The organism is Actinoplanes sp. NPDC049316 (assembly GCF_040677315.1).
GTDB lineage: Bacteria > Actinomycetota > Actinomycetes > Mycobacteriales > Micromonosporaceae > Actinoplanes.
In genome coordinates, this window is sequence record NZ_JBFAQM010000030.1 from 20,110 (window position 1) to 45,629 (window position 25,520).

Below are 25,520 nucleotides of genomic sequence, written 5' to 3' on the forward strand. Positions count from 1 at the left end.
ACGATGCGCGCGTGGAACTGATCATCGTCATCGCCGTCGTCCTGACCGTCCTCAGCGCCGGGCTCACGTTCCTGGTGGTGCGCCGCGATCTGCGCCCCGGGCCCGCCGTGGCGGTCTCGGCGGGCGCGGGGCTCGCGGTGGGCCTGTGCTGGTTCTTCATCCTCTATCTCGCGCTGGGCGCGTTGGCCGCCGCGCTGCTCGCGTACGTGGCGGTGCGGCGGCTGGGGACCGTACGGGCGGCGGCGGTCAGCGGGGTGGCGGCGTACGCGATGGTCGCGCTGGCCTCGGCGGCCCTGATCGCCGCCGCGCTGGAGTCGATGTGACCCGGCGCCGACGTACGGTGGACCGGTGGAATCCGTGTGGGACTACCCGCGCCCGCCGCGGGTGGAGCGCAGCGCCGCCCTGGTCACCGTGACCCACGCCGGGCAGGTGATTGCGGAGAGCCGCCGCTGCCTGCGGGTGCTGGAGACCTCGCACCCGCCGGTCTACTACGTGCCCCGCGACGACATCGCGCCCGGGGTGCTGCGCGCCGCCGACGGTCAGTCGTGGTGCGAGTTCAAGGGCACGGCGAGCTACTGGGACCTCGTCGTCGGCGACAGTGAGGTGCCGGCCGCCGCCTGGTCCTACGAGCGGCCGAGCCGAGGGTACGAGCAGCTCACCGGCGCCGTCGCGTTCTACCCGGGCCGGGTCGGCGAATGCCGGGTCGACGGCGAGGTGGTGCGCGCGCAGGAGGGCGACTTCTACGGCGGGTGGATCACCGCGGACATCACCGGACCGTTCAAGGGCGGCCCCGGCACGCGCGGGTGGTGACCCGGCTGCGGCGCCGCGGCTCTCCGGTGGCAGGGTGACCGGCATGCGACTGTCGATCTGGCCCGGCGCGGGGCAGCCCTACGCCGACATGCTCGAGGTGGCCCGGCACGCCGCCGGCACCGGATGGGACGGCGTCTGGGTCGCCGACCACTTCATGCCCAACGCGGCCCCGGGCCGGGATCCGCTCACCCCCACGCTCGAGGCCGGATCGCTGGTCGCCGCGCTCGGCGCGAGCGTGCCCCGGGTGCGCATCGGCACGCTCGTCTACGGCAACACCTACCGGCACCCGGCCGTGGTGGCCAACATGGCCGCGACCGTCGACCACATCACCGGCGGCCGGTTCACCCTCGGCGTGGGCGCCGGGTGGCAGGTCAACGAGCACGAGCAGTACGGCATCGAGCTGCCCCCGGTGAAGCAGCTGCTGGACCGGTTCGTCGAGGCGCTGCAGGTGCTGCACGGCCTGCTGCGGCAGCCGGCGACCACGCTCGACGGCGCGTACTACCGGCTCGCCGGCGCGGTCTGCGAGCCGAAGCCGGTGCAGGACCCGCTGCCCATCCTCATCGGCGGCAGCGGGGAGAAGCGCATGCTGCGCATCGTCGCCGAGTACGCCGACGCGTGGAACACGTGGGGCCGTCCGGAGCTGATCGCGCACAAGTCCGCGGTGCTCGACGAGCACTGCGCCGCGGTGGGCCGGGAGCCGAAGGCCATCGCACGGACGGCCCAGGCGCTCACCATGGTCGGCGGGGAGCTGCCGGATGATCTTCCGATGCCGGCCATCGGCGGGTCTGTCGCGAAGTTGACCGAGGACGTCGAGGGGTACCGGGCGATCGGCCTCGACGAGCTCATCGTGCCTGATCGGCTGCTCGGCACCGGCGCCGACCGGCTGCGCGCGATGGACGTCATCCGGGGAATCGTGCCGGTCTGACCGGGCACGGACACCCGCCGGCGCCCCCTTCTTGATCTTCGGGCGACGGATCGGCAGTATCTTCCACTTGGTGGGACGGTAATCTGCGAAGCAGCCCGTCTCGGGTATGAGCCATCGACGTCTCTCCCGGAAAGGACGGTGTCGACTCGTGAAGGTCGGCATTCCGAGCGAAGTCAAGAACAACGAGTTCCGGGTGGCGATCACCCCCGCGGGTGTCTTCGAGTTCACCCGCGCGGGCCACCAGGTGTACGTGCAGGCCGGGGCGGGTGCCGGCTCCTCGATCAGCGACGCGGACTACGCCTCCGCCGGCGCCACCATCCTCGACGGGCCCGACGACGTGTGGGGCACCGCGGACCTCGTGCTCAAGGTGAAGGAACCGATCGCCGAGGAGCACGCCCGCATGCGCGAGGGGCAGGTGCTGTTCACGTACCTGCACCTGGCCGCCTCCAAGGAGTGCACGGACGCGCTGATCGACCGCAAGGTCACCGGCATCGCGTACGAGACCGTCGAGCTGCCCGACCGCTCGCTGCCGCTGCTGGCCCCGATGTCCGAGGTCGCCGGGCGGCTCGCGCCGCAGGTCGGCTCGTACCACCTGATGCGTTCCGGCGGCGGCCGCGGCGTGCTCATGGGCGGCGTGCCCGGCGTGTACGCGGCCAAGGTCGTGGTCATCGGCGCCGGCGTGTCCGGCATGAACGCGGCGGCGATCGCGCTGGGCATGCAGGCCGAGGTGCTCGTGCTCGACAAGAACATCGCCCGGCTGCGCGCGGCCGACGCCGACTACCGCGGCCACCTGCAGACGATCGCGTCGAACGCGTACGAGATCGAGAAGGCCGTCATCGACGCCGACCTGGTGATCGGCGCGGTGCTGGTGCCCGGCGCGAAGGCCCCGAACCTGATCTCCAACGAGCTCGTGTCGCGGATGAAGCCGGGCAGCGTGCTCGTCGACATCGCGATCGACCAGGGCGGCTGCTTCGAGGACTCGCGGCCCACCACGCACGCCGACCCGGTCTACAAGGTCCACGAGTCGATGTTCTACTGCGTGGCGAACATGCCCGGGGCGGTGCCGCACACCAGCACGTACGCGCTGACCAACGTGACCCTGCCGTACGCGCTGGAGCTGGCCAACCGCGGCTGGCGCGACGCGCTGCGGGCCGACCCGGCGCTGGCCCTGGGCCTCAACACGCACGCCGGGCACGTCACGTACGGCCCGGTCGCCGAGGCGCACGGCATGAGCGTGCTCACCCTCGACGAGGTGCTGAACTGAGTTCACCGGCGTTGCGGCGGGCCGTGCAGACGTACCTCGATCACCTCACGGTCGAGCGCGGCCTGTCCCGCAACACCCTGGCGTCGTACCGCCGGGATCTGGACCGCTATCTGGAGTCGCTGACCGCGGCCGGGGTCACCGACCTGGCCGCGGTCGGCCCCGCCGACCTGACCCGCCACCTCGCCGAGCTGCGCGAGGGCACGCCGGAGCATCCGGCGCTGTCGGCGGCGTCCGCGGCCCGGGCCGTCAGCGCGGTCCGCGGCCTGCACCGCTTCGCCGCCCGCGAGGGCATCGCGGGCGACGACCCCGGCCGCGACGTCAAACCGCCGGCCCCGCCGAAGCGGCTGCCCAAGGCCCTCGACGTCGACCAGGTGTCGCGGCTGCTGGCGGCCGTCACCGGCGACGAGCCGCTCGCGCTGCGCGACCGGGCGCTGCTGGAATTCCTGTACGGCACCGGTGCGCGCATCTCCGAGGCGGTCGGGCTGGCCGTCGACGACCTCGACGAGTCGGTGGTGACCCTGCACGGCAAGGGCGGCCGGACCCGGCTCGTGCCGCTGGGCTCGTACGCCCGTGCCGCCCTGGACGCCTACCTGGTCCGGGGCCGGCCGGTGCTCGTCGCGGCGGGCAAGGGCACCCCGGCGGTGTTCCTCAACGCGCGCGGGGGAGCGCTGTCACGGCAGAGCGCCTGGACGATCCTGCGCCGGGCCGCGGCCGCCGCCGGGTTGCCCGTGGACGGCCCGCACGCCGTGTCGCCGCACACACTGCGGCACTCGTACGCGACCCATCTGCTCGACGGCGGCGCCGACGTCCGCGTCGTGCAGGAGCTGCTCGGGCACGCCTCGGTGACGACCACGCAGGTCTACACGCTGGTGACTGTGGACCGGCTGCGGGAGGTGTACGCCACCGCACACCCGCGCGCTCGTTAGGCGATGCGCACGAGTCCACGACACGCCGTACGGGTGACCCTGGATCGGGTGCCCCCGTGGCGTACAGTCGGGCATCGGCTCCGGCTGCGGGTCGAGAGGGGGCTAGCGGGACATGGCGGTACACGAGCAGCGCGCGGAGGCCTGGACCTCGGCCCTGAGGGATCAGCAGAATTCCCTCGACCTGGGCGCGGACCTGGGCCCGGCGGATCCGACGGCGTACACGATGCGCCGGCCGATCCCCGAGCCGATGCCGACGGACCGGCACGGCCCGGCGCGGATCATCGCGCTCGCCAACCAGAAGGGCGGCGTCGGCAAGACCACGACGACGATCAACCTGGGCGCGGCGCTCGCCGAGTACGGCCGCAAGGTCCTGCTCGTGGACTTCGACCCGCAGGGCGCCTGCTCGGTCGGCCTCGGGGTCAACCCGCACAACCTCGACCTGAGCGTCTACAACCTGCTCATGCAGGACGACGTCACCACCGAGGACGTCATCATCAAGACCGACGTGGCGGGGCTGCACCTGCTGCCGGCCAACATCGACCTGTCCGCGGCCGAGATCCAGCTGGTCAACGAGGTCGCCCGGGAGATGGCGCTGGCGCGGGCGCTGCGCAGCGTACGCCGCGACTACGACTTCATCCTCATCGACTGCCAGCCGTCGCTGGGCCTGCTCGCGATCAACGCGCTGACCGTCGCCCACGGCGTGCTCATCCCGCTGGAGTGCGAGTTCTTCAGCCTGCGCGGCGTGGCGCTGCTGCTGGACACCATCGACAAGGTCCGCGAGCGGCTCAACTTCGACCTCGAGCTCGAGGGCATCCTGGCCACCATGTACGACAGCCGCACCACGCACTGCCGCCAGGTGCTGCAGCGCGTCGTCGAGGCCTTCGGCGACAAGGTGTACCAGACGGTCATCACCAAGACCGTGAAGTTCCCCGAGTCCACGGTGGCCGGCGCGCCGATCACCACGCTGGACCCGGCCTCCTCGGGCGCGCGCAACTACCGCCAGCTCGCCCGCGAGGTCATCGCCGCGAAGGTGGAGCGAGGCTAGGGTGCTCTTCGCCCTCGGCGAACCGGTCGCGTTCGCCGCGCTCGTCGTCGCCTTCCTGCTCGGTCTCGTGCTGCGCGCCGTCGCGATCCGGCTCACCGCCCGCACCCTCGGCCTGAGCGACCGGCGCGAGACCATCACCCCGCGCCTGCGCGAGGACATCGATCCGTTCGGCGCGGTCGCCGCCGCCGTCGGCGGCACCGGCTGGGGCAAGGTCATCTCCGTCGACGAGGTGCCGCGCTTCCGCGGCCGGGGACGCGCGGCGGCGGTCTTCCTGGCCGGCCCGCTGACCTGCATCGTCGTGGCCCAGCTCTGCTTCGCCGCGTACGCCTTCAGCACCGACCTGAACGTGCTCCCGTTCCTGGACCCGGGCGAGATCCTGCGGGCCGGCATCGGCCTGCCGCTGCTGGACCAGGTGCTGCTGTCGCTCGGTACGGGCCTGCTGGCGTTCGGCCTGCTCGCGCTGATCCCGGTCCCGCCGCTCGACGGCTTCGGGGCGCTGTGGTCGGCGCAGAAGCGGCCGGGGCCCAGCATGCAGTGGATGCGGCTGTGGTTCGAGGAGAAGAACCTCGGCGTGCTGATCCTGCTGATCTGCTGCTTCTTCCCGCTGGGCTACCCGTTCCTGCTGATGATCCTGGACGTGCTCGGGGTGCTGTTCCTGCGGATCTGGGGTCAGGTCTGACGCCTCGCGGTGACCGCCGCGGTGCTGATGTGGACGGTGACGGTGTCGCCGACGGCCGCGCGGATGCCGGCGAGGACCTCGTCGCGCTTCTCCGGCGGCAGGAAGGTCAGACCGCCGGTCGTGAGAACCTGCTCGAGCCACTCGTCGCGGCCGTAGGTGACATCCCATTCGACGTGCCACTGCTCGGGCTCGTCGAAGCCGCCGGCCGCGCGCATACCGTCGACGGCCCGGGTGAGCAGCAGCTGATAGCCCGGCACGCCGCGCGGAATCGACCCCGGCCGCACCGGCGAGTCGGGCACGACCCGCCGGTAGACCTCGGCGAGGGCCGCGGTGACGTCGGCCGGCGGGTCGAAGATGTGCCAGATCGGGGCCAGCAGGCCGCCGGGCCGCAGCACCTCGGCGGCCCGCTCCGCGCCCGCGACCGGGTCGATCCAGTGCCAGGCCGTGCCGGCGACGACCGCGTCGAACCTGCGCCCGGCGGCGTCCCAGTCCTCGAAGGCCGCCACCTCGACCTCGATCCCGGTACGCCGGGCGAATGCGGCCATCCGCTCGTCCGGCTCGACGCCGAGCACGGTGCAGCCGGCGTCGCGCAGCTGGCGGGCCTCGATGCCGCTGCCGCAGCCGACGTCCAGCACGCGGCGGCCCGGGGCGGCGGCGAGGACGCGGTCCAGCACGGCGGTGGGGTAGCGGGGCCGGGCGCGGTCGTAGCGGTCCGGATCCACGCCGAAGGACCGGGCGACGTGGTGCTCGCGGTGCGGCTCCGGCTCCGGCGGTAGAGTGGGCATGTGCCCATTCATAGTGGGCATGCGCCCACTCGTCAACCACGGGGAGTGCTGAGTGCCCACCGGGGTCGCTATCCGAGACGTACGCCGGCAGTTGTTCGACGCCGCCGAGCGGGTGCTGCTGCGTGCCGGCCCGAGCGCGCTGACCAGCCGTACGGTCACCGAGGAGGCCGGCGTCGCCAAGGGCGTGCTGCACCGGCACTTCGCCGACTTCGACGCGTTCCTGGCCGACTTCGTGCTGGACCGCATCGACCGGATGGACGCCGCTGGGCTGCGCGACGCGGCCGGCTCCGGCACCGTCGTCGGCAATCTCGCCGACGCGCTCACGGCGGTGTTCGGCTCGGTGGCGCTGGCGATCGTGCCGCTGGTGACGTTCCGCGACGAGCTGCGCGCCCGGCTGCGCCGGACCTGGCCGGCGGGGATTCCGGTGCTGACGGACGCGGCGATCATGATCGGGGAGTACCTGGCGGCGGAGCAGGGCCTGGGTCGCATCGCGGCGAACGCGGACGCGGACACGCTCGCGGCGATGCTGATCGGCACGGCCCACCTGAAGTTCGCCGGGCACCCGGATCCGCCGCCGGACGCCGCGGCGGTGCGGGCCGTCGTGACGACCGTGCTGGCTCAGGCGGTGGGCGAGCGGTAGACGACGTGCGCCGGCGCGTTGGTCAGGTGGCCGTCGTACGGGCCGACCTTGCTGACCGTACGGCCGTCGCGGAACACGATCTGCAGGCCGTGCTCGGGTTCCCAGGCGCACTCGCACTCGACCGAGACGTAGACCTGGCCGTCGCCGTACCGGTCGCGGCTGACCGTGGGTTCGTCGCCCGGCCGGACATGGTCGAGGACGTCAGCGGGGCCGGCGATCTCGACGTACCCGTCGTCGGCCGGGGAGAGCGCGGACATGACGTCGCGGTAGTAGGCGAAGATCGCCGGAGCCGCCGCGCGAAGGGTCTCCGGGCCGGCGGCGAGGAACGCTCGGATCGCCGCGTGGAAGTCGTCCTGCGCCTCGTCATCGTCGTAGCCCTCGACGGTGATCCGGCACGGCCGGCCGCCGAGCACCGGTACGGGGATGGGCTCGCTGACGTACGCGTCGTCGTCCTGGGTGACCGGGCCGAGGCCGGGGATGTGCATGGGGCCCACCATAGGCTCCGGCCTCGTCGCGCGTCCGGCCCAGGGCGCTGGCGCCCTGGGCCGGAGGGGTGCGGCGGGTGTGTGTGATCAGGCGAAGGTCACGTCGCTGCACCACATGTAGGTCTGGTCCTGGTGCGAGGCCTGCCAGATCACGAAGACGACGTGGTTGCCGGTGTATCCGGACGTCGAGACGTTGAACGTGATGTCCTTCGCCGGCGCGTACCGGCCGGTCTGCGTGATCAGATCGAGGTTGCCCCACCCGAGGCGCTGCGTGGCGGGGTTGAACCCGTTCTTGCTGACGTAGACCCGCAGGAAGTCGGCGCCGTGGCTCGCCTGGTCGTACAGGTGCACCGAGAAGTTCCTGCCGATGGTGGTCGTCTTCCACGCGCCCGGCGTGTTCAGGCTGTCGTTGCGGCTCAGCGCGTTGCTGCACAGCTGCCCGTCAGGGGTCTTCGCCTGGAACTGGCCACCGAGGCCGTCCCGCAGCGCGCTCATCCAGTTCCACATGGTGTCCGGGTTGGCCTGGAACGCCGCGTAGCACATGGGATCCTGCTGCTGCATGGCCGGATCGGTGTGGTGGCTGCCCCACGCCTCCCAGCAGTGGTACGCCCGGGTGGCCGGCCCGACGATGGTGCCGTGGGCCTGGGCGGCACCGCTGAAGGGCAGCACGCCGGCGGCCAGGGCGAGCAGCAGGACGAGCGCGCGAAGGGGCTGGCGCACGGCCGATCGGGAGCGGCCGGGGGATGAAGCGGGCTTGGGGGAAAGCACAGTACGACCTCCGTTTCTCGGTGCTGATCATCATGGGAGCGCTCCCAACAGTGAAGCAGCTGCGGAGGTAAATATCAATATTGATCTATCTCTAGGTAAGTGTGCCGAGTTGTCCGAGCCGGTGCCGCTTGCACCCGGTAGATGCCGCAGTCCCACTCCGAAACCACCGCGCCGCCGGCCGTCAGGGCCAGGTCGACGCTGCGTCCTTCGCGGCGCGGCCCGCACGATCGCTCCGCGGCGGTCTCGCACCGCCCGGCGTTTACGCCGTGCAGCGGCGGCCCTTCCGGCGCTGCACCGGCTCCCCGCAGGTCAGGCCGACTCCTGCCAGCAGCCGGCGACGTCCTGGCGATGGAGGGCGACCATGACCGACAGGCCACGCATCGCCTGGTAGAGCCGGGCCGTGGCGGCGTCCGGCGCGAGGCCGAGCAGCTGCGCGGCCTCGCGCGTCGTCCGGCCCTGGAAGTACGTCGCCACGAGGATCTCCCGGTGCTGAGCCGGGAGGCTGCGCAACATGGACTCCATCGGAGGCCGCTGAGTCTCACCGACCGTGGACGGGTGGGCGTTGGTGGTCAGCATCCTCAGCACTCTGGTCACTCAGCGTCCGCATCTCCAGTGCGCACCTGCGACGTAGTCGCCCGGTCACCGAGACGTCATCACCTGCCGGCCCGGCGAAGCATCGCCTCCAGCTCGAGATCAGGCAGCAACTCCCGCACCTCCTGCGCGCACCGGCACGCTCGAGCAATCTTGGCGGCCCACGTCAGCGCGTCCTCCCGCGCGGCCACGTCGAGGACCACGAAACCGCCGATGACCTCCTTGGTCTCCGGGTACGGGCCATCGGTGACCACCCCGTCCGTGTCCACGATGCTCGCCTGCTGGCGCTCCAGCCCGGTGCCGTACACGAACACGCCGGCGTCGACGGCCTCCTGCATCACCGCGTGCGCGGCCTTGCCGACATCGGCCAGCTCCTCGGCGGGGATGTGGTCCATCGCGCCGTCGTTGAACGAGATCAAATACCGCATCGTTCCATGACTCCTCTGTCACGGCGGCCTCCGTGCGGCCACCCCTCGCCTGCTCTACGAACGAGTCGCCCCGGATCCGACGCTATGCCAGAACAATCCTGGCTCTCCGCAGCCCGGCGTTGCAGCCCGGCGTTGCGGCCCCGCGTTGCAGCCCGGCGTTGCGGCCCCGCGTGCGGCCCCGCGTGCGGCCCCGCGTTGCGGCCCCGCGTTGCGGCCCCGCGTGCGGCCCCGCGTGCGGCCCCGCGTGCGGCCCCGCGTTGCGGCCCGGCGCTGCCGCCCGGCGTTGCGGCGGGCGAGAGCGACAGGTTCGTCGACTGGAGTCAGGACAGCGGCCGCGGCATCGCCCCGATCGGCGTGCTCGCGGGTGAAACGCATTCATGGACCAACCTCGGCCTCGACGAACACGGCGAGATGTACGCGGTGATCGACGGCCTCGCCACGTTCGGCCGTGTTCCGCAGGCCCTCGACCGGCTCATCCTCGGACACCTGCCTCTCGACATCAGCTGACGCCGTCCCGCCGCCGGGAAACACCGCCAGCCAGCCACTGCGCATGCTCGCGGATGCGGAACACGTCGTCGGGAAACCAGCTCTCCCACGACTCATCCAGGTCCGTCCAGGCGGCGGGCTGACCGGCCTCGGCCATCAGCGGAGCCGCCGGGTCGGCGATCGCGGCGTAGGACAGACTCAGGGTCGCCGGTCTGCGGGGATGGTACGAGCGGATGTTGACAGCCGCCGGCCGGACGAGGAGCTCGGCATCCACGCCGGTCTCTTCGCGTAACTCACGACGCGCTGCTTCCCGGGGCGTCTCCCCGGGTTCGACCTGGCCGCCGGGCGGAACCCAGCCCCTCCACGGATGATGCACCAGCAGCACCTGGGACAGCGCTGCGTCGAACACCCAGACATCGGCTCCCAACGGATCCGCCGGACTGGCGCCGGCGGCGGCCACCCAGCCTGCGACGTCGTCGAACGCGACGCGTGCGACCCCGGCGTCGCGCAGGGCGGCCTCCAGGGACTGCCGCTGTAACTCCTCACGACTCATGGCTGCAACCTAGCGAGGGGGTGTGACACCGCGGCGATAGCGTGGCGCGATGGAGCGCAAGACGCACGCGTGGCGGATCGAGCAGCGGGAGTACGACCGGCAGGAAGCGCGGCGCGGGCGCCGGCACGCCTTCACGACCCTCGTGCCCGGACGCACCGCGCTGGTGGTCGTCGACATGGTGCCGTTCTTCGTGGAGGAGAACGAGTACACCTTCGGCACCGTGCCGAACATCGCGCGGCTGGCCGACGCCCTGCGCGCGGCCGGCGGCGCCATCGTCTGGGTGTTGCCCGGCGTGGTGGAACCGTCACCGGGCACCGTGGAGTTCCTCGGTCCGGATATCGCGAGGATGTTCTCGCGGAGCGGGGGTGAGGGGCCGTTGCGGTCGCGGCTGTGGCATGAGTTCGTGGTGGACGATGCCGACCTGCTGGTCGAGAAGACGGCGGCGAGCGCCTTCTTCCCCGGGTTCTCGCCGCTGCCGGGGCTGCTCGAGGAGCGCGGCATCGACACGGTCCTGATCACCGGGACCGTGACGAACGTGTGTTGTGAGTCGTCGGCTCGCGATGCCGGCACGCTCGGTTACCGGGTCATCATGGTCGCCGACGCGACCTCGGCGCCGCGGGACGAGGTGCACAACGCCACGCTGCGCACGATCTACCGCACCTTCGGTGACGTCCGGTCGACCGGCGAGGTGCTCGGGCTCATCGGTCGTCAGGTGTGGAGTGGGCCGGGCGGCCCCTGACGGCGGAGGGCCGGTTACGGTTGGCGACTATGACGACCTACTCCGGTCCGGCGCGGCTGACGCTCGCTGACGGCACTCGCGTATCCGGCATGGCTTCGCTCAGCACCAACCAGCGCGCGGGTGTCGACGGGTGGGGTGGGACCTTCCGCCCCGACGATGTCACCGACGACCTGCGCAACGCGGGCGAAGGGTTGCTGCTGGAGTTGCCGTACGACGAAGTCAGTGCGGTTGCGGTCACCGGCGTGCGGAGCCTGCTCGCGACGCAGATCCTGTTGTCGCTCGCCGGGCGGGGACCCGCGCCGTTCTGATCATCTCGACACTCGATGGACGGATTCCGGCGGGGGAACGGGATTAGGGGCGGCAGGAAGTGTCTGTGCAACCGGCGGTGACGGACACCGCTCCTGAGACCGCGCCGACGGAAACCGCGCCGACGGAGCTCGCGGCCCGGCGGTGGCCGTGGCACGTCGCGGCGGCGCTCGTCTACGTCGGGCTCGGGCTGCTGGTCATGGGCAACTTCGTCGGCGCGCCCAGCGACCGGATCTCGAGCCACCTGCCGAACGACAACACCTGGTTCGAGTGGCTGCTGTCGCACGGGGCGTACACGGTGCGGCATCTGGAGAACCCACTGTTCTCGGTACGCCAGAACTACCCCGTCGGCGTGAACATGATGGCGAACACGTCCGTGCTGGGCGTGACGCTGCCGCTGGCTCCGGTGACGATGCTGTTCGGCGCGCGCGTCGCATACGTGGTGTGGATGGTTCTCGGGCTGGCCGGCACCGCCTTCTCCACGTACTGGGTGCTGCAGCGGTGGGTGGTGCGCTCGCGGGCGGCGGCGTTCCTCGGCGGGGCGTTCGCCGGGTTCGCGCCGGGCGTCGTGCACCACGCCAACGGGCAGCCGAACTTCGTCAGCAACTTCGTGCTGCCGTTCATCGTCGTCATGGTGTTCCGTCTCGGTGTGACCGGGCGGTGGCTGCGCGACGGGGTCATCCTCGGGCTTCTGGTGACGTACCAGGTGTTCCTCAACGAGGAGGTCCTGGTGGTCACCGCGCTGGGCTGCGGCGTGGCGGTTGTTGCGTACGCGGCCCTGCGGCCGGGAGCCGCCTGGGGGCGGGCGAAGCACTTCGGGCTCGCCACGGCCGTCACCGCGGCCGTGGCGGGCACGCTGTGCGCGTACCCGTTGTGGTTCCAGTTCCACGGGCCGCAGTCGTTCACGTCGCTGCCCACGTACCAGTCGTGGGGCGAGGACCTGGTCACGTACGTGACGTTCGCGCGGGACACGATCGCCGGCGATCCGATCGCCGAGAAGACGATGGGGCGCCCGGAGCAGAACAGCTGGTTCGGCTGGCCGCTGACGACCGTCGTGGTGGTCGCGGTCCTGGTGCTGCTGTGGCGCTCGGTCACCGTACGCGTCGCCGCCATCACCGCCATCGTGCTGGCCGTGTTCTCCATGGGGCCGAGGATCCGCTGGGCCGGCACGTACACCGACATCGCCGGGATCTGGCACTACATCCCCGACGATCTGCCGGTCATCGGGCTGCTCGTGCCCAGCCGCCTCACGTTCGGCGTGGTGGGGATCTTCGCCCTGATGATCGCTGTGGCGTTCGACGCGCTGACCCCCGTACGCGGGAAGAGGCCGCCGGCCCGGGTGGCGTCGGTCGCCGGCCTGCTGGCGATCATCGCGGCCCTCGTGCCGTTGATCCCCAAGCCGTTGCCCGCGCGCGCCGACGAACGGCCGCCGGTCTTCATCACCTCCGGCGCGTGGAAGGCGTACGTCCCGGACGGCCGCTCGCTGATCCCCCTGCCACCACCCAACAAGTTCGCCGGGCGCGACGCGCTCAGCTGGAGCGCGTGGGCGGAGCACGAGTTCCCGGTGCCGGAGGGGTATTTCCTGGGCCCGGACGCGCGCGGCATCGGTCGCGCCGGGGTGGAGTACAGCACGCTGACGAAGCTGGTGAACCAGACCGTCAAGGAGCGCAAGATCCCGCCGATCACGCCCGAGGTGCGGGCGGCGGTGCAGGGCGACATCCAGCGCTACCGCGGGTCGGTGCTGGTGCTGCGCGCACGGCCGGGCAACGACAAGGTCCGGCAGATGGTGGACCAGCTGGTCGGGCCGGGCGAGCAGTACGCCGACGCGTGGGTGTGGCGGGTCGGCTGACACATCAGCGATTGACGTCGAGCTGGACGGCTGCCGCGCCTGCTCGCGGGAACGGCGCTGCTGCAGGCAACGACGGGACTGACACGGGCGCTCGGATAGGCCATGATTCCGGCTCATGGGTTTCTGGGGGAGTTTCGTCGTCCGCCGCGGCGCCGCGCCGCTGAGTGAGCTGCTGCCCGGCATCAAGGAGTTGCGCGACACCGATCCCGCCGACGACATCGTCCGCGGGCCGTGGCGCATCAGCCGGCTCTGGGCGTCCTCCGGCGACCTGCCGGACACGTTCCTCACCGACCTGCGCGACGCCACCGCCGCGCCCGTCCTGGCCGCCGACATCCTCGACAGCGACGCGGCGTACGTGCACGCGGTCGGGCTGCGGACACCGTTCTGGGACACCTGGCTGGAGATCGACGGCGCGGTCGCGCACCTGGTGCTGCCGCCGTCGCCGTTCGACGACGACGGCAACTTCCTCGGCGACGACTGGGTCGACCCGGAGTACGAGGCCGAGGCGGCCGAGGCCAAGCAGAAGATGCTCGCCGAGACGTTCACCGGGACCGCGGCGGCCGAAGCCGCCGTGGCCTGGGCCGATGAGGCCGGGCTGAACCCGTCGCCGGCGACGGAGGTCGCGGCGGCGCTCGCCCGGGAGGAGACCTTCGCCGAGAGCCGGTTCTTCGCCCTGCTCGGCACGCTCGGCCTGGACACCGCAAGCGGCTGATCGGGTACGGGTACCTGCCGGTTCCCGCCCTCGGCCTGGCATCCGGTGACGCGGCAGCGGTAGCGTGCGATTCCGTGCCGACCGAAGCGCTGCGTCCCGGCGACCCCCAGACACTGGGTGGTTACCGGCTGCTCGGCCGGCTCGGCCAGGGCGGGATGGGCGCCGTCTACCTGGGCCGCGGCCCGGACGGACGGCTCGTCGCGGTCAAGGCGATCCGGCCCGAGCTCGCCGACGAACCCGAGTTCCGGGCCCGGTTCCGCAGCGAGGTCAACCGCGCCCGCGCGGTGCCGTCGTTCTGCACGGCCCCGGTGCTGGACGCCGACCCGGAGCACGCCACCCCGTACCTGGTCGTCGAGTACGTGGACGGGCCCAGCCTCGCCGAGGTGGTCGCCGAACGCGGCCCGCTGACCGGCGGTGACCTGCACAGCGTCGCCATCGGGGTGGCGACGGCGCTGACCGCGATCCACGGCGCCGGGGTGATCCACCGCGACCTGAAGCCGCGCAACGTGCTGTTCTCCCTCGGCACCCCGAAAGTGATCGACTTCGGGATCGCGCGGGCGTTCGAGGCGACGAGCCATCACACGCGGACGGACCAGATGGTCGGGACGGTCGCGTACATGGCGCCGGAGCGGTTCGACACCGACCGGCCCGGCGTCGGCCCCGCCGCGGACGTCTTCGCCTGGGGCGTGGTGGTCACGTACGCGGGAACCGGCCGCACCCCGTTCCGCGCCGACTCCCCGGCCGCCACCGCCGCCCGCATCCTCACCCAGCCGCCCGACCTCGGCGAACTGCCGTCCCCGCTGCGCGACATCGTGGCGTTGACGCTCGCGAAGGACCCGGCGAAGCGGCCCACCGCGGCGGAGCTGCTGGAACTGCTGCTGGACACCGGCTCGCACAGCCTGTCGGAGCTCGCCGGGCGGCCCGAGCTGCAGAAAGCGGCGCGAGCGGCCCGGGCTTTCCGCGGCCGCATCCGCCGCGGCCGCCGCCGTACGGTGATCGCCGGTGTGGCCGCGGTGGCGGCGCTGGCCTGCGCCGGCGCCGGCACGTACGCGGTCATCGGCAGCCCGAACCTCGACCCGGAGGTGTCCTCGGTCCCGGCCAACGCCGCGCCGCCGCCGATCGGGAACGGCCCGATGATCCTCGACCGGCTGGACCGGGCCGGGCAGTGGAACGCGTCCCGGGACGAGATCGGCACCTGTGCGTTCACCGGAGGCCGGCTCGTGGTCAGCAGCCGTGACTCCCAGTACTACGTATGCCGCGGGCCGAAGGACACCTTCGCGGGTGACCAGTCCATCTCCGTCACGGTCGCGCTGCTCAAGCCGGGCAGCTGCGCGTCCGTCGGGTTCCGGCGCGTCGACGACGGCGTGGGCTATGTCGCCGCGCTGTGCGGTGACAAGGTGACGCTCGCCCACGAGGGCGACGACGCCAGAACCCCCATCGGTACGGCACCGTCCACGATGCTCGCCGACGGCGGCGAACACCGCGTCGACCTGGTCGTCCGCGACGACGTGGCAACCGCCACACTGGACGGCACGCCGGTCGTCGAGGCCCGCGTGGACGATCGGCGCCTGATCAGCGGCCGGGTCGAGCTCGGCCTGGAGAGCGCGGTGGCGGATGCGAGCGTGGCGTACCGGGATGCGGAGATCCGTACGCTGTGAGACGTCTGCTCGTGCTCCTGCCGCTGGTGCTGCTGCTCGCCGCCTGTGACTCTGACACGTCCCCGCCGGCTGCTCCTGCGGTGGCCTCGCGGTCCGCGGCACCGGCGTTCACCGACGTGAGCCGCGGCGACACGGACTCGATCGTGCGGCTGCTGTCGTTCCGGCCCGGCAGGAACACCGCCGTCGTCGTCGAGCCGGTCATCGTCATGAACAACCCGGCCTTCTGCCAGGCGTACGGCATCCCGCCCGACGACAAGCGCTGCGCGTACCCGTGGAACATCGCCCGCAGCGAAGCCAAGATCACGCTGCCGCGCGCGGACGACGCCGAGCTCGCCCTGCTCGACCCCGACCACCCCGACCGGTGCACGGACCGTACGGGCGCCGCCACCTGCACGGTGTCGGCGGGGGAGTTCGACGACCGGCTCGGCGACCACGAGGAGCTGATCCGGCTGCAGACCCGCAACGGGGTGGCCGTACGCCTCGCGGAGTTCCGCCCGCCGGACTGAGTCTCCCCGGTTGCCGGTTCGTCGCCGTGTCCAGTTACCGGTTCGTCGCCGTGACGTTGACCTTGGCGAGGGCTGCCCGGCCGGCGCCGCGGCCGAGGTTGTGGGGGTGTGGGCAGTGAGCCGGGAACAGCTTGTCGGACCCGTGGTCTACGGTCAGCACGTGCCTGAAGAGCCCGCCATCCCCACGCCCGGCGACCCCGACGCCTCCCTGGCCACCCAGGGTGCGCCCGCGGTTGCGGACGAGGCTGCGGCGGCCGAGGGTGCGGTCGCGGCCGTGGACGAGGCCGCGGAGGCCGACTCCGGCAAGTTCACCGTGCGGCTCACGAACTTCACCGGGCCCTTCGACCTGCTGCTGCAGCTCATCGGCAAGCACAAGCTCGACGTCACCGAGGTGGCGCTGCACCAGGTCACCGACGACTTCATCGCGTACATCCGCGGCATGGGCGACGACTGGGACCTCGGCGAGGCCAGCGAGTTCCTGCTGGTCGCGGCCACCCTGCTCGACCTCAAGGCGGCCCGCCTGCTGCCCGCCGCCGAGGTCGAGGACGAGGAGGACCTCGCCCTGCTCGAGGCCCGCGACCTGCTGTTCGCCCGCCTCCTGCAGTACAAGGCGTTCAAGGAAGCCGCCGCCCACATCGCCGAGCTCGAGAGCACCGGAGCCCGCCGCTGGCCACGCGCGGTCTCCCTCGAGCCCCGGTACGCCGAAGCGCTGCCCGAGCTCGTCCTCGGCATCGGCGCGGACCGCCTGTTCAAGCTGGCCCTCAAACAGTTCACCCCCAAACCGGGCCCGCCGCAGGTGTCGATCGCCCACATCCACCAGGTGCGCGTCAGCGTCCGCGAACACGCCAACCTGCTGCGCGAACGGCTCCGCCGCGCGGGCACGGCGACCTTCACGCTGCTGGTCGCCGACTGCGAGAACACCCTCGAGGTGGTCGCCCGCTTCCTGGCGCTGCTCGAGCTGTACCGCGAGGGTCTGGTGGACTTCGAGCAGCCGGTCTCCCTGGACGAACTCACCGTCCGATGGATCGGCGGCGACGATGCGGGCGCCGACCTGGACATCGACGACTACGAGGGCACCCCGCCCGAGCCCGACACCGCCGCCACCGACCCGGACGCCGCGGAGGTGGAGGCCGTGGCTTCTGGTCTCGAGGGTGCGGACGTGGACGCCGTCGCTTCTGGTCCGGAGGTTGCCGACGCGGACGCCGTCGGTTCCGGTCCGGAGGGCGCGGACGTGGATGCCGTGGGCGCGGAGCCGGCGCTTGCGGACCGGGATGGGCCGGACAGCGGGCCGGAAGCTTCATCGGATGAGGACTCGGAGAAGGACGCATGACCGACGAACGCCCCGATTCGCTCGCCGCGCAGGCGGCCTCCTGGGTCCCGCCCTGGGAACGCGCCCAACGACCCCCGGACCCCGCCTACGCCGCAGCGCACACCGTCGAGCATGACGACGACGAGGAGTCGCCGGCGCAGGGACCGGATGACGACGGCGCCGGTGACGTTCCGCCGGAGCTGCCGCCCGTGCCCGGTGAGGCCGGCGGGCCCGCCACCGTCGACGCTCCGCGGGAGGTGCCGGGCGAGGAGGAGCCCGAGCCCACCGATCTCGGCGCCGGGCCGGAGGTGCCGATCCCCGATGCGATCGAGGAGGCGTCCGAGCACGAGATCGGGTCGTCGCCGCTGGTCGACGCGCCGCTGCCGGAGGAGGGGGACGATGCCGGGGACGTGTTCGACCAGGCGGCCGACGACGACCTGAGCGACGACGCCGAGGCCGATCTGCCGTTCGCCGAGGAAGTGCCCGGGCCGGACGAGGACGAGGACGAGCCCGAGGACGCCCAGCCCGTCGAGGACATCCAGCCCGTCGAGGACGCCCAGCCCGTCGAGGACGCCCGGGCCGGAGAGGACGACACCCGGCCCGCCGCCGGGGGCGCTGAGCTCGCTGCCGGGGGCGCTGAGCCCGCCGCCGGAGGCGCCCAGCCTGGGGGCGCGGCGCGGGGGGACGGCCGGGGGGTCGAGCAGGACGCCGCTGCGGAGCCGGCTGGGCGGGGCTCCGGCGGGGCTTCGGTGCCCGGGCAGGCGCGGCGCGGCCGGTCAGCCGGTGCTGCTTCTGTCGCGGACTCGGCCCGTACCGTCGAAGAAGTAGAGCTCAAGCCCCTCGATGATCAGGAATTGCGGGCGGCGCTGGAAGCGATTCTGCTCGTCGTCGACGAGCCCGTCGCCGAGATGCAGCTGGCGCAGATCATGGAGCAGCCGACCGAGCGGGTCGCCGCGATGCTGGAGGACATCTCCGCGCGGTACACCGCGGCCGGGCACGGGTTCGATCTGCGGCGGGCCGCCGGGGGGTGGCGGTTGTACACCCGGCCGGAGTACGCGCCGTATGTCGAGCGGTTCGTGCTGGACGGGCAGTCGGTGCGGCTCACGCAGGCCGCGCTGGAGACGCTCGCGGTGGTCGCCTACAAGCAGCCGGTGACGCGGTCGCGGATCTCGGCCATCCGCGGTGTGAACTGTGACGGCGTGATGCGTACCCTTGTCACGCGCGGCCTCATCGAGGAATGCGGCACCGAGGGTGAGACCGGGGCATTCCTGTACCGGACCACGGCGCTGTTCCTCGAGAAGCTCGGCCTCAACTCGGTGGACCAGCTACCCCCGCTGGCCCCGTTCCTGCCCGACGACGTGGAAGAAGTGCTCGATGCCTCAGGTTGATCCGGACAACTCCGTGCGGCTGCAGAAGGTCCTCGCAACCGCCGGCGTCGGATCCCGGCGCGCCTGCGAAGATCTCATCTTTCGCCGGCGCGTCACCGTCAACGGCCGCGTGGCCAAGCTCGGCGACAAGGTCGACCCGGCCACCGCGGAGATCCACGTCGACGGGCAACGCGTGGTGACCGACACCAAACTGGTGTACCTGGCGATGAACAAGCCCCGCGGCGTCGTCTCCAGCATGGACGACGAGAAGGGCCGCAACGAGCTCGCCGACTTCCTCGGCACGTTCGAGCAGCGCATCTTCCACGTCGGCCGCCTCGACGCGGACAGCGAAGGCCTGCTGCTGCTCACCAACGACGGCGCGCTGGCCCACAAGCTCATGCACCCCTCGTACGGGGTCTCGAAGACCTATCTCGCCGAGGTCGCCGGTCCGCTGCCGCGCAACGTCGGCCGTCGGCTGCTGGCCGGGGTCGAGCTGGAGGACGGGCCGGCGAAGGTCGACGCGTTCAAGCTGGTCGACGCGATCGGCAAGACCGCGCAGGTGGAGATCACGCTGCACGAGGGCCGCAAGCACATCGTCCGGCGGATGATGGACGAGGTCGGTCACCCGGTGTCGCGGCTGATCCGTACGGCGGTGGGGCCGATCCGGCTGGGCGACATGCGCCCGGGCGGCTTCCGGCACCTGTCCAACGCGGAGATCGCGGCGCTGTTCAAGGCGGTCGGCGAGTAGAGCGGTGGAGGATCCCGAGGAGGTCGCCGCGGGCCTCACCGACCTCGACAACGTCACCGACGTCTGGGCCGCGGCCGACCGGCGCCTCGCCGCCGGGGACGCGGCCTACGTCGCGGACCTCGGCATCGCGGTGTGGCAACGGTACGGCCGGGACCCGGCACCGCCGTGGCAGTCCACGAGCGTCTTCGACCACATCCTGCGGCTGCTGACCCTGACACCCGGCGTGATCGAGCAGGCCCTGCGGCTGATCTCGATCACGCTGGACCGCCGCCGATGCCGGTACGCGGCCTCCCTGCTGGCCTCCGCCCACCCACCCCGGGCGCTGGACGCGGTGTTCAGCGGGGTCGCCGCCGAAGAACTGCGTGCCTGCCTGCTGCAGGAAATCGTGCTGCGCGGCGGGTCGGTGGACCATCCGTGGACGGAGTCGTCGCATTGGCGGCACCACCCGCTCGCCTGGCTGCCCCGATCGCTGACACCGATGGAGGGGCGGCCGGACCTTCCGGCGTACAGCCGCACCGGCGGAAGCGGCCCGGTGCCGAGCCTGACGGCACCGCCCGCGCGCAACCGCGGGCCCGTGCCCGCTGCCCGGGAGACCACCACGGACACCGAGGCGGCCGCCATCAGCTCGGCGGTGGCGAACTGGACCGAGCGATCCAACGGGCGCATCGAGGCGCGCACCTTCGCCCTCGACGGCGACCTCGACCCCGGCGCGGTCGGCGGCCTGCTGCGCAGCCTGCGGCTCGCGAGCTTCGAAGATCCGAAGACCGAGCCCGGCCCGTGCACGGTGACGCAGGTCTGGCAGCTGCTCTTCACGGCTGCCTCGTGCGGGGGCGCCTACGGCGACGCACAGCACGGGGCGTACGGGCGGTTGCTCGCCTGGCGATCGGTCGCCGCGCTGGCCGGAGCCCCGCACGGCGCCTCCGCCGTCGAGGTGGAGGCGCTGGCACAGCAGTGTTCGTGGCACTCGTACGCGCTCGCGACCGACTGGTTCGAGGACGTGACCTGGGACGTCGGCCTGGCGGCCGGGTCACCGGACCGGCGCCGGCTGACCGTGCTCGCCGCCACCGACACCGACTGACGGGTTTCTCAGAAGCGCACCTGGCTCGTGTCGCTCAGGCCCTCGACGATCGCGCGGGCGACCGGCGACGGGTCCGAGCCGTCCAGCGCGAACCCCTCGGCGTGGATCGCGGGCTGCGCCATCATCCGCGGCTCGCCGCCCCGGTGCGGCCACGTCGCCGTGTGCACGATGAACGGGTGACACAGGAAGACGTCGCCGGCCGCGCCGGTCGCCTCCGCCGTCGTCCGGCAGAACGTCGACTCGCGCAGCAGCGGCGCGATGTCGCCGCCCGGCATACCGGCTTCCCCCTTCGTGGCCAGGGCCGCCGCGGCGTACCGGTGTGAGCCCAGGATCAGCTTCGTCGGCGCGTCGCCCGGCCCCACGTCCGAGAACAGGAACAGCGCGAGCAGCCCGCGGTCCCGCGACCGCACGTTGGCCCACCAGTCGGAGCCGCCCCACCAGGACCCTTCGATGTGCCAGCCCACCTCGCCCGGATACTCCTCGGACGGGAACCGCACCGGCACCGTGCCACCGACGTCCGGGTTGGCGCTCCACCGACCGGCGCCGACAAGCTCGTCGTACGCGGCGCTGAGCGCGGGAGACGCGGCGGCCGCCCGGAACGGCGGCCCGCCCGGGGTGTCGATCCGGATCGCCGGGCGCTGCCACGTGGCCCGGTCGTCGCGCCGGACGCCGTGCTCGGCGAGCGCGTCCCAGATGCGGTCCCGGCAGGCTGCGGCGGTGCCGGCGTCGAACGCGCCGCGGACGACGGTGTAGCCGTCACGTACGAAGCCATCGACGTCCATGCAGCCATGCTCGCCCTCGACCCAGCAGCCTGTCGACCGAATTGCCCACCGGCTGGACACCGCAAAGTCAGCGTCAGGCCTGTGCCGGCCGGCGCATTCCCCGCCGGCCGGACACCGCAGTCAGCATCAGGCCGGCGCCGGGGGAGCGCGCCCCCGCCGGCCAGCCGACCCGTGACCGGCTCGCCGAGCCGGACCACCGCCAGCACCGCCACCGCCAGCACCGCCACCGCCAGCGCCTCCGCCGCCAGCGCCTCCGCCGCCAGCGCCTCCGCCGGCGCCAGCGTCGTCGCCACGACCGGCGCCGTGGTCGCCATCCCGCGAATCCACAACCGGTGCCATGGGCGCTTGCCGGAGTCCGTTCCGCCTCGCCGGCCGCCGTCGACCTTCTCGCCCCGCCGCTTGCGGGTCTGCCCGTCGGCCGTACTTGTGAAGTGGGAAGCCGGACCACCCGCGGCCGGGCGAAATCCTGTCGGAGGGACCGGGCACAATAGGACCGTTCGTCTTCCCCGGCTTTGGAGGTCACGGTGGCGCAAGCAGTACGGCCCGAGCGGTGTGTGGTGGCCGTCGACGGTCCCTCGGGATCGGGCAAATCCACCGTTTCCCGGCGCCTGGCGACGGCGATCGACGGCATCTACCTGGACACTGGGGCGATGTACCGGGCCGTGACCTGGGCCGTTCTGCAGGCCGACGTCGATCTCACGGACACCGACTCGATCATCAAAGTCGCGCAGGAGACGGACCTCTCGATCGGCACCGACCCGCGGGCGCCGCACTTCGAGGCCAACGGGGTGGACGTCGACGCGGCCATCCGCGGGCCCGAGGTCACCGGCGCGGTCTCGGCCGTCGCCGCGATCCCGCAGGTACGCGCCATGCTCGTGCAGTTCCAGCAGGACATCATCGCCGGCGCCCCGCGTATCGTTGTCGAGGGCCGCGACATCGCATCCGTCGTGGCGCCCGACGCCGACCTCAAGGTGTACCTGACCGCGTCCGCCGCGGCCCGCGCCCAGCGGCGCAGCGCCGAGGACGCCACCGACGTGGCCGCGACCGAGGCCGACCTGGCCCGGCGCGACAAGCTCGACTCGTCGCGCGCGGCCGACCCGCTCCAGCAGGCCGCCGACGCGACCGAGCTCGACACCACGGGCCTGGGCATCGACGAGGTCGTCGAGCGGCTCCTGGACATGCTGAACAGCAAGGTGAGTAAGTGACTGACTTCCCCGTCGACCTCTCCGAGTTCGACGACGTGACCTTCAGCGACGGCACCACGGTCGACGGCGACGAGCCGGCCGGCCCGCAACCCGTCGTGGCCATCGTCGGCCGCCCCAACGTGGGTAAGTCGACCCTGGTCAACCGCATCATCGGCCGCCGCCAGGCGGTGGTCGAGGACGTCCCGGGCGTCACCCGCGACCGAGTCCCGTACGACGCCCAGTGGAACGGCCGCCGCTTCACCGTGGTCGACACGGGCGGCTGGGAACCCGACGCCAAGGACCGCGCGGCCGCCATCGCCGCCCAGGCCGAGATCGCCGTCCAGACCGCCGACGTGGTCGTCTTCGTGGTCGACGCCACCATCGGCTCGACGGACATGGACGAAAAAGCCGTCCGCATGCTGCGCCGCAGCAACAAGCCGGTCATCCTCGTCGCGAACAAGGCCGACAACCAGGCCATCGAGCTCGAAGCCACCTCGCTGTGGTCCCTCGGCCTCGGCGAGCCGTACCCGATCTCGGCCCTGCACGGCCGAGGCTCCGGCGACCTCCTCGACGCCATCCTCGACGCGATGCCCCCGGCGCCCCCCATCATCGAGGGCGGCCCCCGCGGTCCCCGCCGCGTCGCGTTGGTGGGCCGCCCCAACGTGGGCAAATCCTCGCTGCTCAACCGCCTCGCCCGCGAAGAGCGCGCGGTGGTCGACTCGGTCGCCGGCACCACCGTCGACCCAGTTGACAGCCTGGTCGAGATGGACGGCGAAATCTGGCAGTTCGTCGACACCGCAGGCCTGCGCAAGCGCGTCAACCAGGCCTCGGGCACGGAGTACTACGCGTCGCTGCGCACCGCGGGGGCCGTCGAGGCCGCCGAGGTGGCAGTGGTCCTCCTGGACGCGGCAGAGGTGATCTCCGAGCAGGACCAGCGGGTGCTGACCTCGGTGGTCGAGGCGGGGCGGGCGCTGGTCATCGCCTTCAACAAGTGGGACCTGGTCGACGAAGACCGGCGGTTCTACCTCGACAAGGAGATCGACCGGGAGCTCAAGCGGATTCCCTGGGCGATCCGGGTGAACATCTCGGCCAAGACCGGCCGCGCGGTGGACAAGTTGGCGCCGGCCATCCGCCGTGCTTTGGCCAGCTGGGAGAAGCGCATCCCGACCGGGGCGCTGAACCAGTGGCTGACCGCGCTGACGCAGGCCACCCCGCACCCGGTGCGGGGTGGGCGGGCTCCTCGAGTGTTGTTCGCTACGCAGGCCGGGGTGGCTCCTCCGCGGTTCGTGCTGTTCACGACCGGGCCGTTCGATGCCGGGTATCAGCGGTTCGTGGAGCGCAAGCTGCGAGAGGAGTTCGGCTTCGAGGGCAGTCCGGTGGAGGTCGCCGTACGGCCCCGGAAGAAGCTCGGGCCTGGGGGGCGGGGGAAGGCGCACGGGTGATCCGCAGCTCCCGGCATGCCGGTGTGAACTGGGTTGAGGTGCTGGGGTAGGGTAGTTGTGTTGCCGCGCGCTGGGGGATCTCGGGGCGTGGCATCGGGCTGTAGCGCAGCTTGGTAGCGCACTTGACTGGGGGTCAAGGGGTCGCAGGTTCAAATCCTGTCAGCCCGACAGCGAAGGGGTTTTCGCAGGTCAGAGACTTGCGGGGGCCCCTTTTTCGTGTCTGGCGACGTCAGCCGGGTCGAGCACGCCGCTTGTAGACCCCTTGACTCGGCAGGTGACGAGAGATGCCCCTACTGAAGCTCGACCGACTGTGCGACGGCCTGGAGTCCGGCGACTGGGCCGGCTTCCTGCGCGACTGGGACCGCGCCCTGCGGGCCGGGAATCACCCGGAGACAACCCGCTACAACTACCTCCTCGCGGCCGCCCAATTGGCGAAGTATCTGGCCGACGAGTCGCCCGATCCGGACGCGGATGACGCCGCGCAGGACCCGACAATGGTGACGAAAGCGCATGTCGAGTCGTTCCAGGCGTGGATGATCGAAACGCGGTCGCCGTCGACCGCGTTGAACAAGCACAAGTCGTTGCAGCAGTTCTTCAAGTACCTCCTCGAGGAAGAGGAGATCGACAAGTCGCCGATGGCCCGGGTGAAGCAGCCGCAGACCCCGCAGAAACTTGTGCCGATCATGGGTGACGACGACACGAAGAAACTGCTTGACGGCACCAAGGGCAAGACGTTCATGTCGCTTCGGGACGAGGCGCTGATCCGGCTGTACTACAACACGGGCGCCCGGCTGTCCGAGATCGGCAATCTGCTCTTGACCGATCTGGACATGAACACCGAGTCGGTGCACCTACACGGCAAAGGCGCCAAGGACCGCCGGGTGCGTTTCGGCCCCAAGACCTCGCGAGCGATCGCTCGGTATCTGCGGGCCCGGGCGAAGCGGAAAGGCGCCGCTGACGTGCCGCATCTGTGGATGGCCGAGAAAGGCGCGAAGCCTTTGTCCCCGAACGGCATCAAGCTGATGCTCAAGCGCCGCGGTGCTGCCGCCGGCGTGACGAATACGCACGCGCACCGGTGGCGGCACAACTTCGCCCACGAATGGCACAAGGGCGGCGGGAACACCGGCGACCTGATGCTGTTGCTGGGGTGGGCGTCGGAGGACATGCCGCGTCGCTACGGCGCTAGCGCGGCGGCGGAGCGTGCGCAGGAGCTCCAGGTGCAGATGGGCATCGGCGAGCGGGTCTGATCGGTTCACCGGCTGCGGCGGCGCGTAGGGTCGCCGCAGCCGGATCAGCCGCCGGGGGAGTGGTGGGGGAGGAGTTAGGGGAAGACAGCCGCAGACAGCTTTCGCCTGTTGCGCCGCAGCTCGGATGATCGAACGAGCGCCGCGCGTACGGGCTCGTGGTGCGATACGTGCCCTTGTACGTAGTCAAGGGATGCACGGTGTCGGCCCG

At 71.9% G+C, this 25,520-nt stretch carries 29 protein-coding genes and 1 tRNA gene; 23 read left to right on the forward strand and 7 right to left on the reverse strand.

Annotation, left to right across the window (positions count from 1 at the left end; translation table 11 throughout):
• Window positions 1-11 precede the first annotated feature (11 nt).
• The 7 genes from AB0K03_RS33010 to AB0K03_RS33040 all read left to right on the forward strand — a co-directional run bounded on the left by AB0K03_RS33010 (window position 12) and on the right by AB0K03_RS33040 (window position 5,649).
• Complete coding sequence (locus tag AB0K03_RS33010; protein WP_364693168.1) at window positions 12-323, forward strand: hypothetical protein; 312 nt, start codon at window positions 12-14, stop codon at window positions 321-323.
• A 25-nt stretch (window positions 324-348) separates the two neighbouring features.
• Window positions 349-810: a DUF427 domain-containing protein gene (locus tag AB0K03_RS33015; protein WP_364693171.1), complete on the forward strand. Its 462-nt coding sequence runs from the start codon at window positions 349-351 to the stop codon at window positions 808-810.
• A gap of 43 nt (window positions 811-853) precedes the next feature.
• A complete protein-coding gene (locus AB0K03_RS33020; RefSeq protein ID WP_364693174.1) occupies window positions 854-1,735 on the forward strand; it encodes a TIGR03560 family F420-dependent LLM class oxidoreductase in 882 nt (293 codons plus the stop codon).
• A gap of 148 nt (window positions 1,736-1,883) precedes the next feature.
• Window positions 1,884-2,999 (forward strand): alanine dehydrogenase, encoded by a 1,116-nt coding sequence (gene ald, locus AB0K03_RS33025; protein ID WP_364693177.1) that lies wholly within the window; start codon window positions 1,884-1,886, stop codon window positions 2,997-2,999.
• Window positions 2,996-3,925, forward strand: coding sequence for a site-specific tyrosine recombinase XerD (locus AB0K03_RS33030; protein ID WP_364693438.1), 930 nt, complete (start codon window positions 2,996-2,998; stop codon window positions 3,923-3,925). The genes ald and AB0K03_RS33030 overlap by 4 nt, the downstream gene beginning before the upstream one ends.
• Window positions 3,926-4,037: 112 nt before the next feature.
• Complete coding sequence (locus AB0K03_RS33035) at window positions 4,038-4,970, forward strand: ParA family protein (RefSeq protein WP_364693180.1); 933 nt, start codon at window positions 4,038-4,040, stop codon at window positions 4,968-4,970.
• Between the two features lies 1 nt (window position 4,971).
• Window positions 4,972-5,649, forward strand: coding sequence for a hypothetical protein (locus AB0K03_RS33040; protein WP_364693183.1), 678 nt, complete (start codon window positions 4,972-4,974; stop codon window positions 5,647-5,649).
• Here AB0K03_RS33040 and AB0K03_RS33045 read toward each other — a convergent pair.
• The gene (locus AB0K03_RS33045; RefSeq protein WP_364693185.1) at window positions 5,640-6,434 is read right to left on the reverse strand and encodes a class I SAM-dependent methyltransferase; all 795 of its coding nucleotides are present in this window, start codon (window positions 6,432-6,434) and stop codon (window positions 5,640-5,642) included. The genes AB0K03_RS33040 and AB0K03_RS33045 overlap by 10 nt on opposite strands.
• 52 nt (window positions 6,435-6,486) lie before the next feature.
• Here AB0K03_RS33045 and AB0K03_RS33050 point away from each other — a divergent pair, with 52 nt between their 5' ends.
• Window positions 6,487-7,074: a TetR family transcriptional regulator gene (locus AB0K03_RS33050; RefSeq protein WP_364693187.1), complete on the forward strand. Its 588-nt coding sequence runs from the start codon at window positions 6,487-6,489 to the stop codon at window positions 7,072-7,074.
• Here AB0K03_RS33050 and AB0K03_RS33055 read toward each other — a convergent pair.
• The 4 genes from AB0K03_RS33055 to AB0K03_RS33070 all read right to left on the reverse strand — a co-directional run bounded on the left by AB0K03_RS33055 (window position 7,053) and on the right by AB0K03_RS33070 (window position 9,346).
• Entirely contained in the window at window positions 7,053-7,559 is a 507-nt protein-coding gene (locus AB0K03_RS33055; protein WP_364693190.1) for a DUF6985 domain-containing protein, read from the reverse strand. The genes AB0K03_RS33050 and AB0K03_RS33055 overlap by 22 nt on opposite strands.
• A gap of 87 nt (window positions 7,560-7,646) precedes the next feature.
• Window positions 7,647-8,279, reverse strand: a complete 633-nt coding sequence (locus AB0K03_RS33060; RefSeq protein WP_364693193.1) for a lytic polysaccharide monooxygenase — start codon at window positions 8,277-8,279, stop codon at window positions 7,647-7,649.
• A 357-nt stretch (window positions 8,280-8,636) separates the two neighbouring features.
• Window positions 8,637-8,903, reverse strand: coding sequence for a sigma factor-like helix-turn-helix DNA-binding protein (locus AB0K03_RS33065; RefSeq protein ID WP_364693196.1), 267 nt, complete (start codon window positions 8,901-8,903; stop codon window positions 8,637-8,639).
• A 77-nt stretch (window positions 8,904-8,980) separates the two neighbouring features.
• Complete coding sequence (locus tag AB0K03_RS33070; protein ID WP_364693199.1) at window positions 8,981-9,346, reverse strand: YciI family protein; 366 nt, start codon at window positions 9,344-9,346, stop codon at window positions 8,981-8,983.
• A gap of 354 nt (window positions 9,347-9,700) precedes the next feature.
• Here AB0K03_RS33070 and AB0K03_RS33075 point away from each other — a divergent pair, with 354 nt between their 5' ends.
• Window positions 9,701-9,853: a hypothetical protein gene (locus AB0K03_RS33075; RefSeq protein WP_364693202.1), complete on the forward strand. Its 153-nt coding sequence runs from the start codon at window positions 9,701-9,703 to the stop codon at window positions 9,851-9,853.
• On the opposite strand, the gene AB0K03_RS33080 is transcribed toward AB0K03_RS33075, so the two are convergent.
• On the reverse strand, window positions 9,846-10,385 hold the full coding sequence (locus tag AB0K03_RS33080; protein ID WP_364693205.1) for an NUDIX hydrolase: 540 nt from the start codon (window positions 10,383-10,385) through the stop codon (window positions 9,846-9,848). The two genes, AB0K03_RS33075 and AB0K03_RS33080, sit on opposite strands and share 8 nt — an antisense overlap.
• A gap of 49 nt (window positions 10,386-10,434) precedes the next feature.
• Between AB0K03_RS33080 and AB0K03_RS33085 the strand changes: the two genes are divergently transcribed.
• From AB0K03_RS33085 to AB0K03_RS33130, 10 genes are all read left to right on the forward strand, one after another.
• Complete coding sequence (locus tag AB0K03_RS33085) at window positions 10,435-11,124, forward strand: isochorismatase family cysteine hydrolase (protein ID WP_364693208.1); 690 nt, start codon at window positions 10,435-10,437, stop codon at window positions 11,122-11,124.
• A gap of 29 nt (window positions 11,125-11,153) precedes the next feature.
• Entirely contained in the window at window positions 11,154-11,432 is a 279-nt protein-coding gene (locus tag AB0K03_RS33090; RefSeq protein WP_364693211.1) for a hypothetical protein, read from the forward strand.
• A 65-nt stretch (window positions 11,433-11,497) separates the two neighbouring features.
• Window positions 11,498-13,279, forward strand: coding sequence for a hypothetical protein (locus tag AB0K03_RS33095; protein ID WP_364693214.1), 1,782 nt, complete (start codon window positions 11,498-11,500; stop codon window positions 13,277-13,279).
• Between the two features lie 115 nt (window positions 13,280-13,394).
• A complete protein-coding gene (locus AB0K03_RS33100) occupies window positions 13,395-13,991 on the forward strand; it encodes a hypothetical protein (protein WP_364693217.1) in 597 nt (198 codons plus the stop codon).
• A gap of 74 nt (window positions 13,992-14,065) precedes the next feature.
• A complete protein-coding gene (locus tag AB0K03_RS33105) occupies window positions 14,066-15,649 on the forward strand; it encodes a serine/threonine-protein kinase (protein ID WP_364693220.1) in 1,584 nt (527 codons plus the stop codon).
• Window positions 15,646-16,155: a hypothetical protein gene (locus AB0K03_RS33110; RefSeq protein WP_364693223.1), complete on the forward strand. Its 510-nt coding sequence runs from the start codon at window positions 15,646-15,648 to the stop codon at window positions 16,153-16,155. Before AB0K03_RS33105 ends, AB0K03_RS33110 begins: the two co-directional genes overlap by 4 nt.
• A 274-nt stretch (window positions 16,156-16,429) precedes the next feature.
• Window positions 16,430-17,485, forward strand: a complete 1,056-nt coding sequence (locus tag AB0K03_RS33115) for a segregation/condensation protein A (RefSeq protein WP_364693441.1) — start codon at window positions 16,430-16,432, stop codon at window positions 17,483-17,485.
• 440 nt (window positions 17,486-17,925) lie between these two features.
• Complete coding sequence (scpB, locus tag AB0K03_RS33120; RefSeq protein WP_364693444.1) at window positions 17,926-18,852, forward strand: SMC-Scp complex subunit ScpB; 927 nt, start codon at window positions 17,926-17,928, stop codon at window positions 18,850-18,852.
• Window positions 18,839-19,579: a pseudouridine synthase gene (locus tag AB0K03_RS33125; protein ID WP_249612532.1), complete on the forward strand. Its 741-nt coding sequence runs from the start codon at window positions 18,839-18,841 to the stop codon at window positions 19,577-19,579. The genes scpB and AB0K03_RS33125 overlap by 14 nt, the downstream gene beginning before the upstream one ends.
• Before the next feature lie 4 nt (window positions 19,580-19,583).
• Window positions 19,584-20,657, forward strand: coding sequence for a DUF6183 family protein (locus tag AB0K03_RS33130; protein ID WP_364693226.1), 1,074 nt, complete (start codon window positions 19,584-19,586; stop codon window positions 20,655-20,657).
• Between the two features lie 8 nt (window positions 20,658-20,665).
• Here AB0K03_RS33130 and AB0K03_RS33135 read toward each other — a convergent pair whose 3' ends face one another.
• The gene (locus AB0K03_RS33135) at window positions 20,666-21,439 is read right to left on the reverse strand and encodes a phytanoyl-CoA dioxygenase family protein (protein ID WP_364693229.1); all 774 of its coding nucleotides are present in this window, start codon (window positions 21,437-21,439) and stop codon (window positions 20,666-20,668) included.
• A gap of 524 nt (window positions 21,440-21,963) precedes the next feature.
• Between AB0K03_RS33135 and cmk the strand changes: the two genes are divergently transcribed.
• From cmk to AB0K03_RS33155, 4 genes are all read left to right on the forward strand, one after another.
• Complete coding sequence (gene cmk / locus AB0K03_RS33140; protein WP_364693231.1) at window positions 21,964-22,644, forward strand: (d)CMP kinase; 681 nt, start codon at window positions 21,964-21,966, stop codon at window positions 22,642-22,644.
• Window positions 22,645-22,679: 35 nt separating this feature from the next.
• Window positions 22,680-24,065: a ribosome biogenesis GTPase Der gene (gene der / locus AB0K03_RS33145; RefSeq protein WP_364693447.1), complete on the forward strand. Its 1,386-nt coding sequence runs from the start codon at window positions 22,680-22,682 to the stop codon at window positions 24,063-24,065.
• A gap of 94 nt (window positions 24,066-24,159) precedes the next feature.
• Window positions 24,160-24,233: transfer RNA gene (locus AB0K03_RS33150), tRNA-Pro, on the forward strand.
• A 116-nt stretch (window positions 24,234-24,349) separates the two neighbouring features.
• Entirely contained in the window at window positions 24,350-25,312 is a 963-nt protein-coding gene (locus tag AB0K03_RS33155) for a tyrosine-type recombinase/integrase (RefSeq protein WP_364693234.1), read from the forward strand.
• The last annotated feature ends 208 nt before the right edge of the window (window positions 25,313-25,520 follow it).

Coding starts and splice junctions, on each gene's coding strand:
- AB0K03_RS33080 (WP_364693205.1), bottom strand. CDS start 10,385: ATGAGTCGTGAGGAGTTACAGCGGCAGTCCCTGGAGGCCGCCCTGCGC.
- AB0K03_RS33020 (WP_364693174.1), top strand. CDS start 854: ATGCGACTGTCGATCTGGCCCGGCGCGGGGCAGCCCTACGCCGACATG.
- AB0K03_RS33090 (WP_364693211.1), top strand. CDS start 11,154: ATGACGACCTACTCCGGTCCGGCGCGGCTGACGCTCGCTGACGGCACT.
- AB0K03_RS33100 (WP_364693217.1), top strand. CDS start 13,395: ATGGGTTTCTGGGGGAGTTTCGTCGTCCGCCGCGGCGCCGCGCCGCTG.
- AB0K03_RS33045 (WP_364693185.1), bottom strand. CDS start 6,434: ATGCCCACTCTACCGCCGGAGCCGGAGCCGCACCGCGAGCACCACGTC.
- AB0K03_RS33055 (WP_364693190.1), bottom strand. CDS start 7,559: ATGCACATCCCCGGCCTCGGCCCGGTCACCCAGGACGACGACGCGTAC.
- AB0K03_RS33065 (WP_364693196.1), bottom strand. CDS start 8,903: ATGCTGACCACCAACGCCCACCCGTCCACGGTCGGTGAGACTCAGCGG.
- AB0K03_RS33085 (WP_364693208.1), top strand. CDS start 10,435: ATGGAGCGCAAGACGCACGCGTGGCGGATCGAGCAGCGGGAGTACGAC.
- AB0K03_RS33070 (WP_364693199.1), bottom strand. CDS start 9,346: ATGCGGTATTTGATCTCGTTCAACGACGGCGCGATGGACCACATCCCC.
- AB0K03_RS33135 (WP_364693229.1), bottom strand. CDS start 21,439: ATGGACGTCGATGGCTTCGTACGTGACGGCTACACCGTCGTCCGCGGC.
- AB0K03_RS33125 (WP_249612532.1), top strand. CDS start 18,839: ATGCCTCAGGTTGATCCGGACAACTCCGTGCGGCTGCAGAAGGTCCTC.
- AB0K03_RS33035 (WP_364693180.1), top strand. CDS start 4,038: ATGGCGGTACACGAGCAGCGCGCGGAGGCCTGGACCTCGGCCCTGAGG.
- AB0K03_RS33155 (WP_364693234.1), top strand. CDS start 24,350: ATGCCCCTACTGAAGCTCGACCGACTGTGCGACGGCCTGGAGTCCGGC.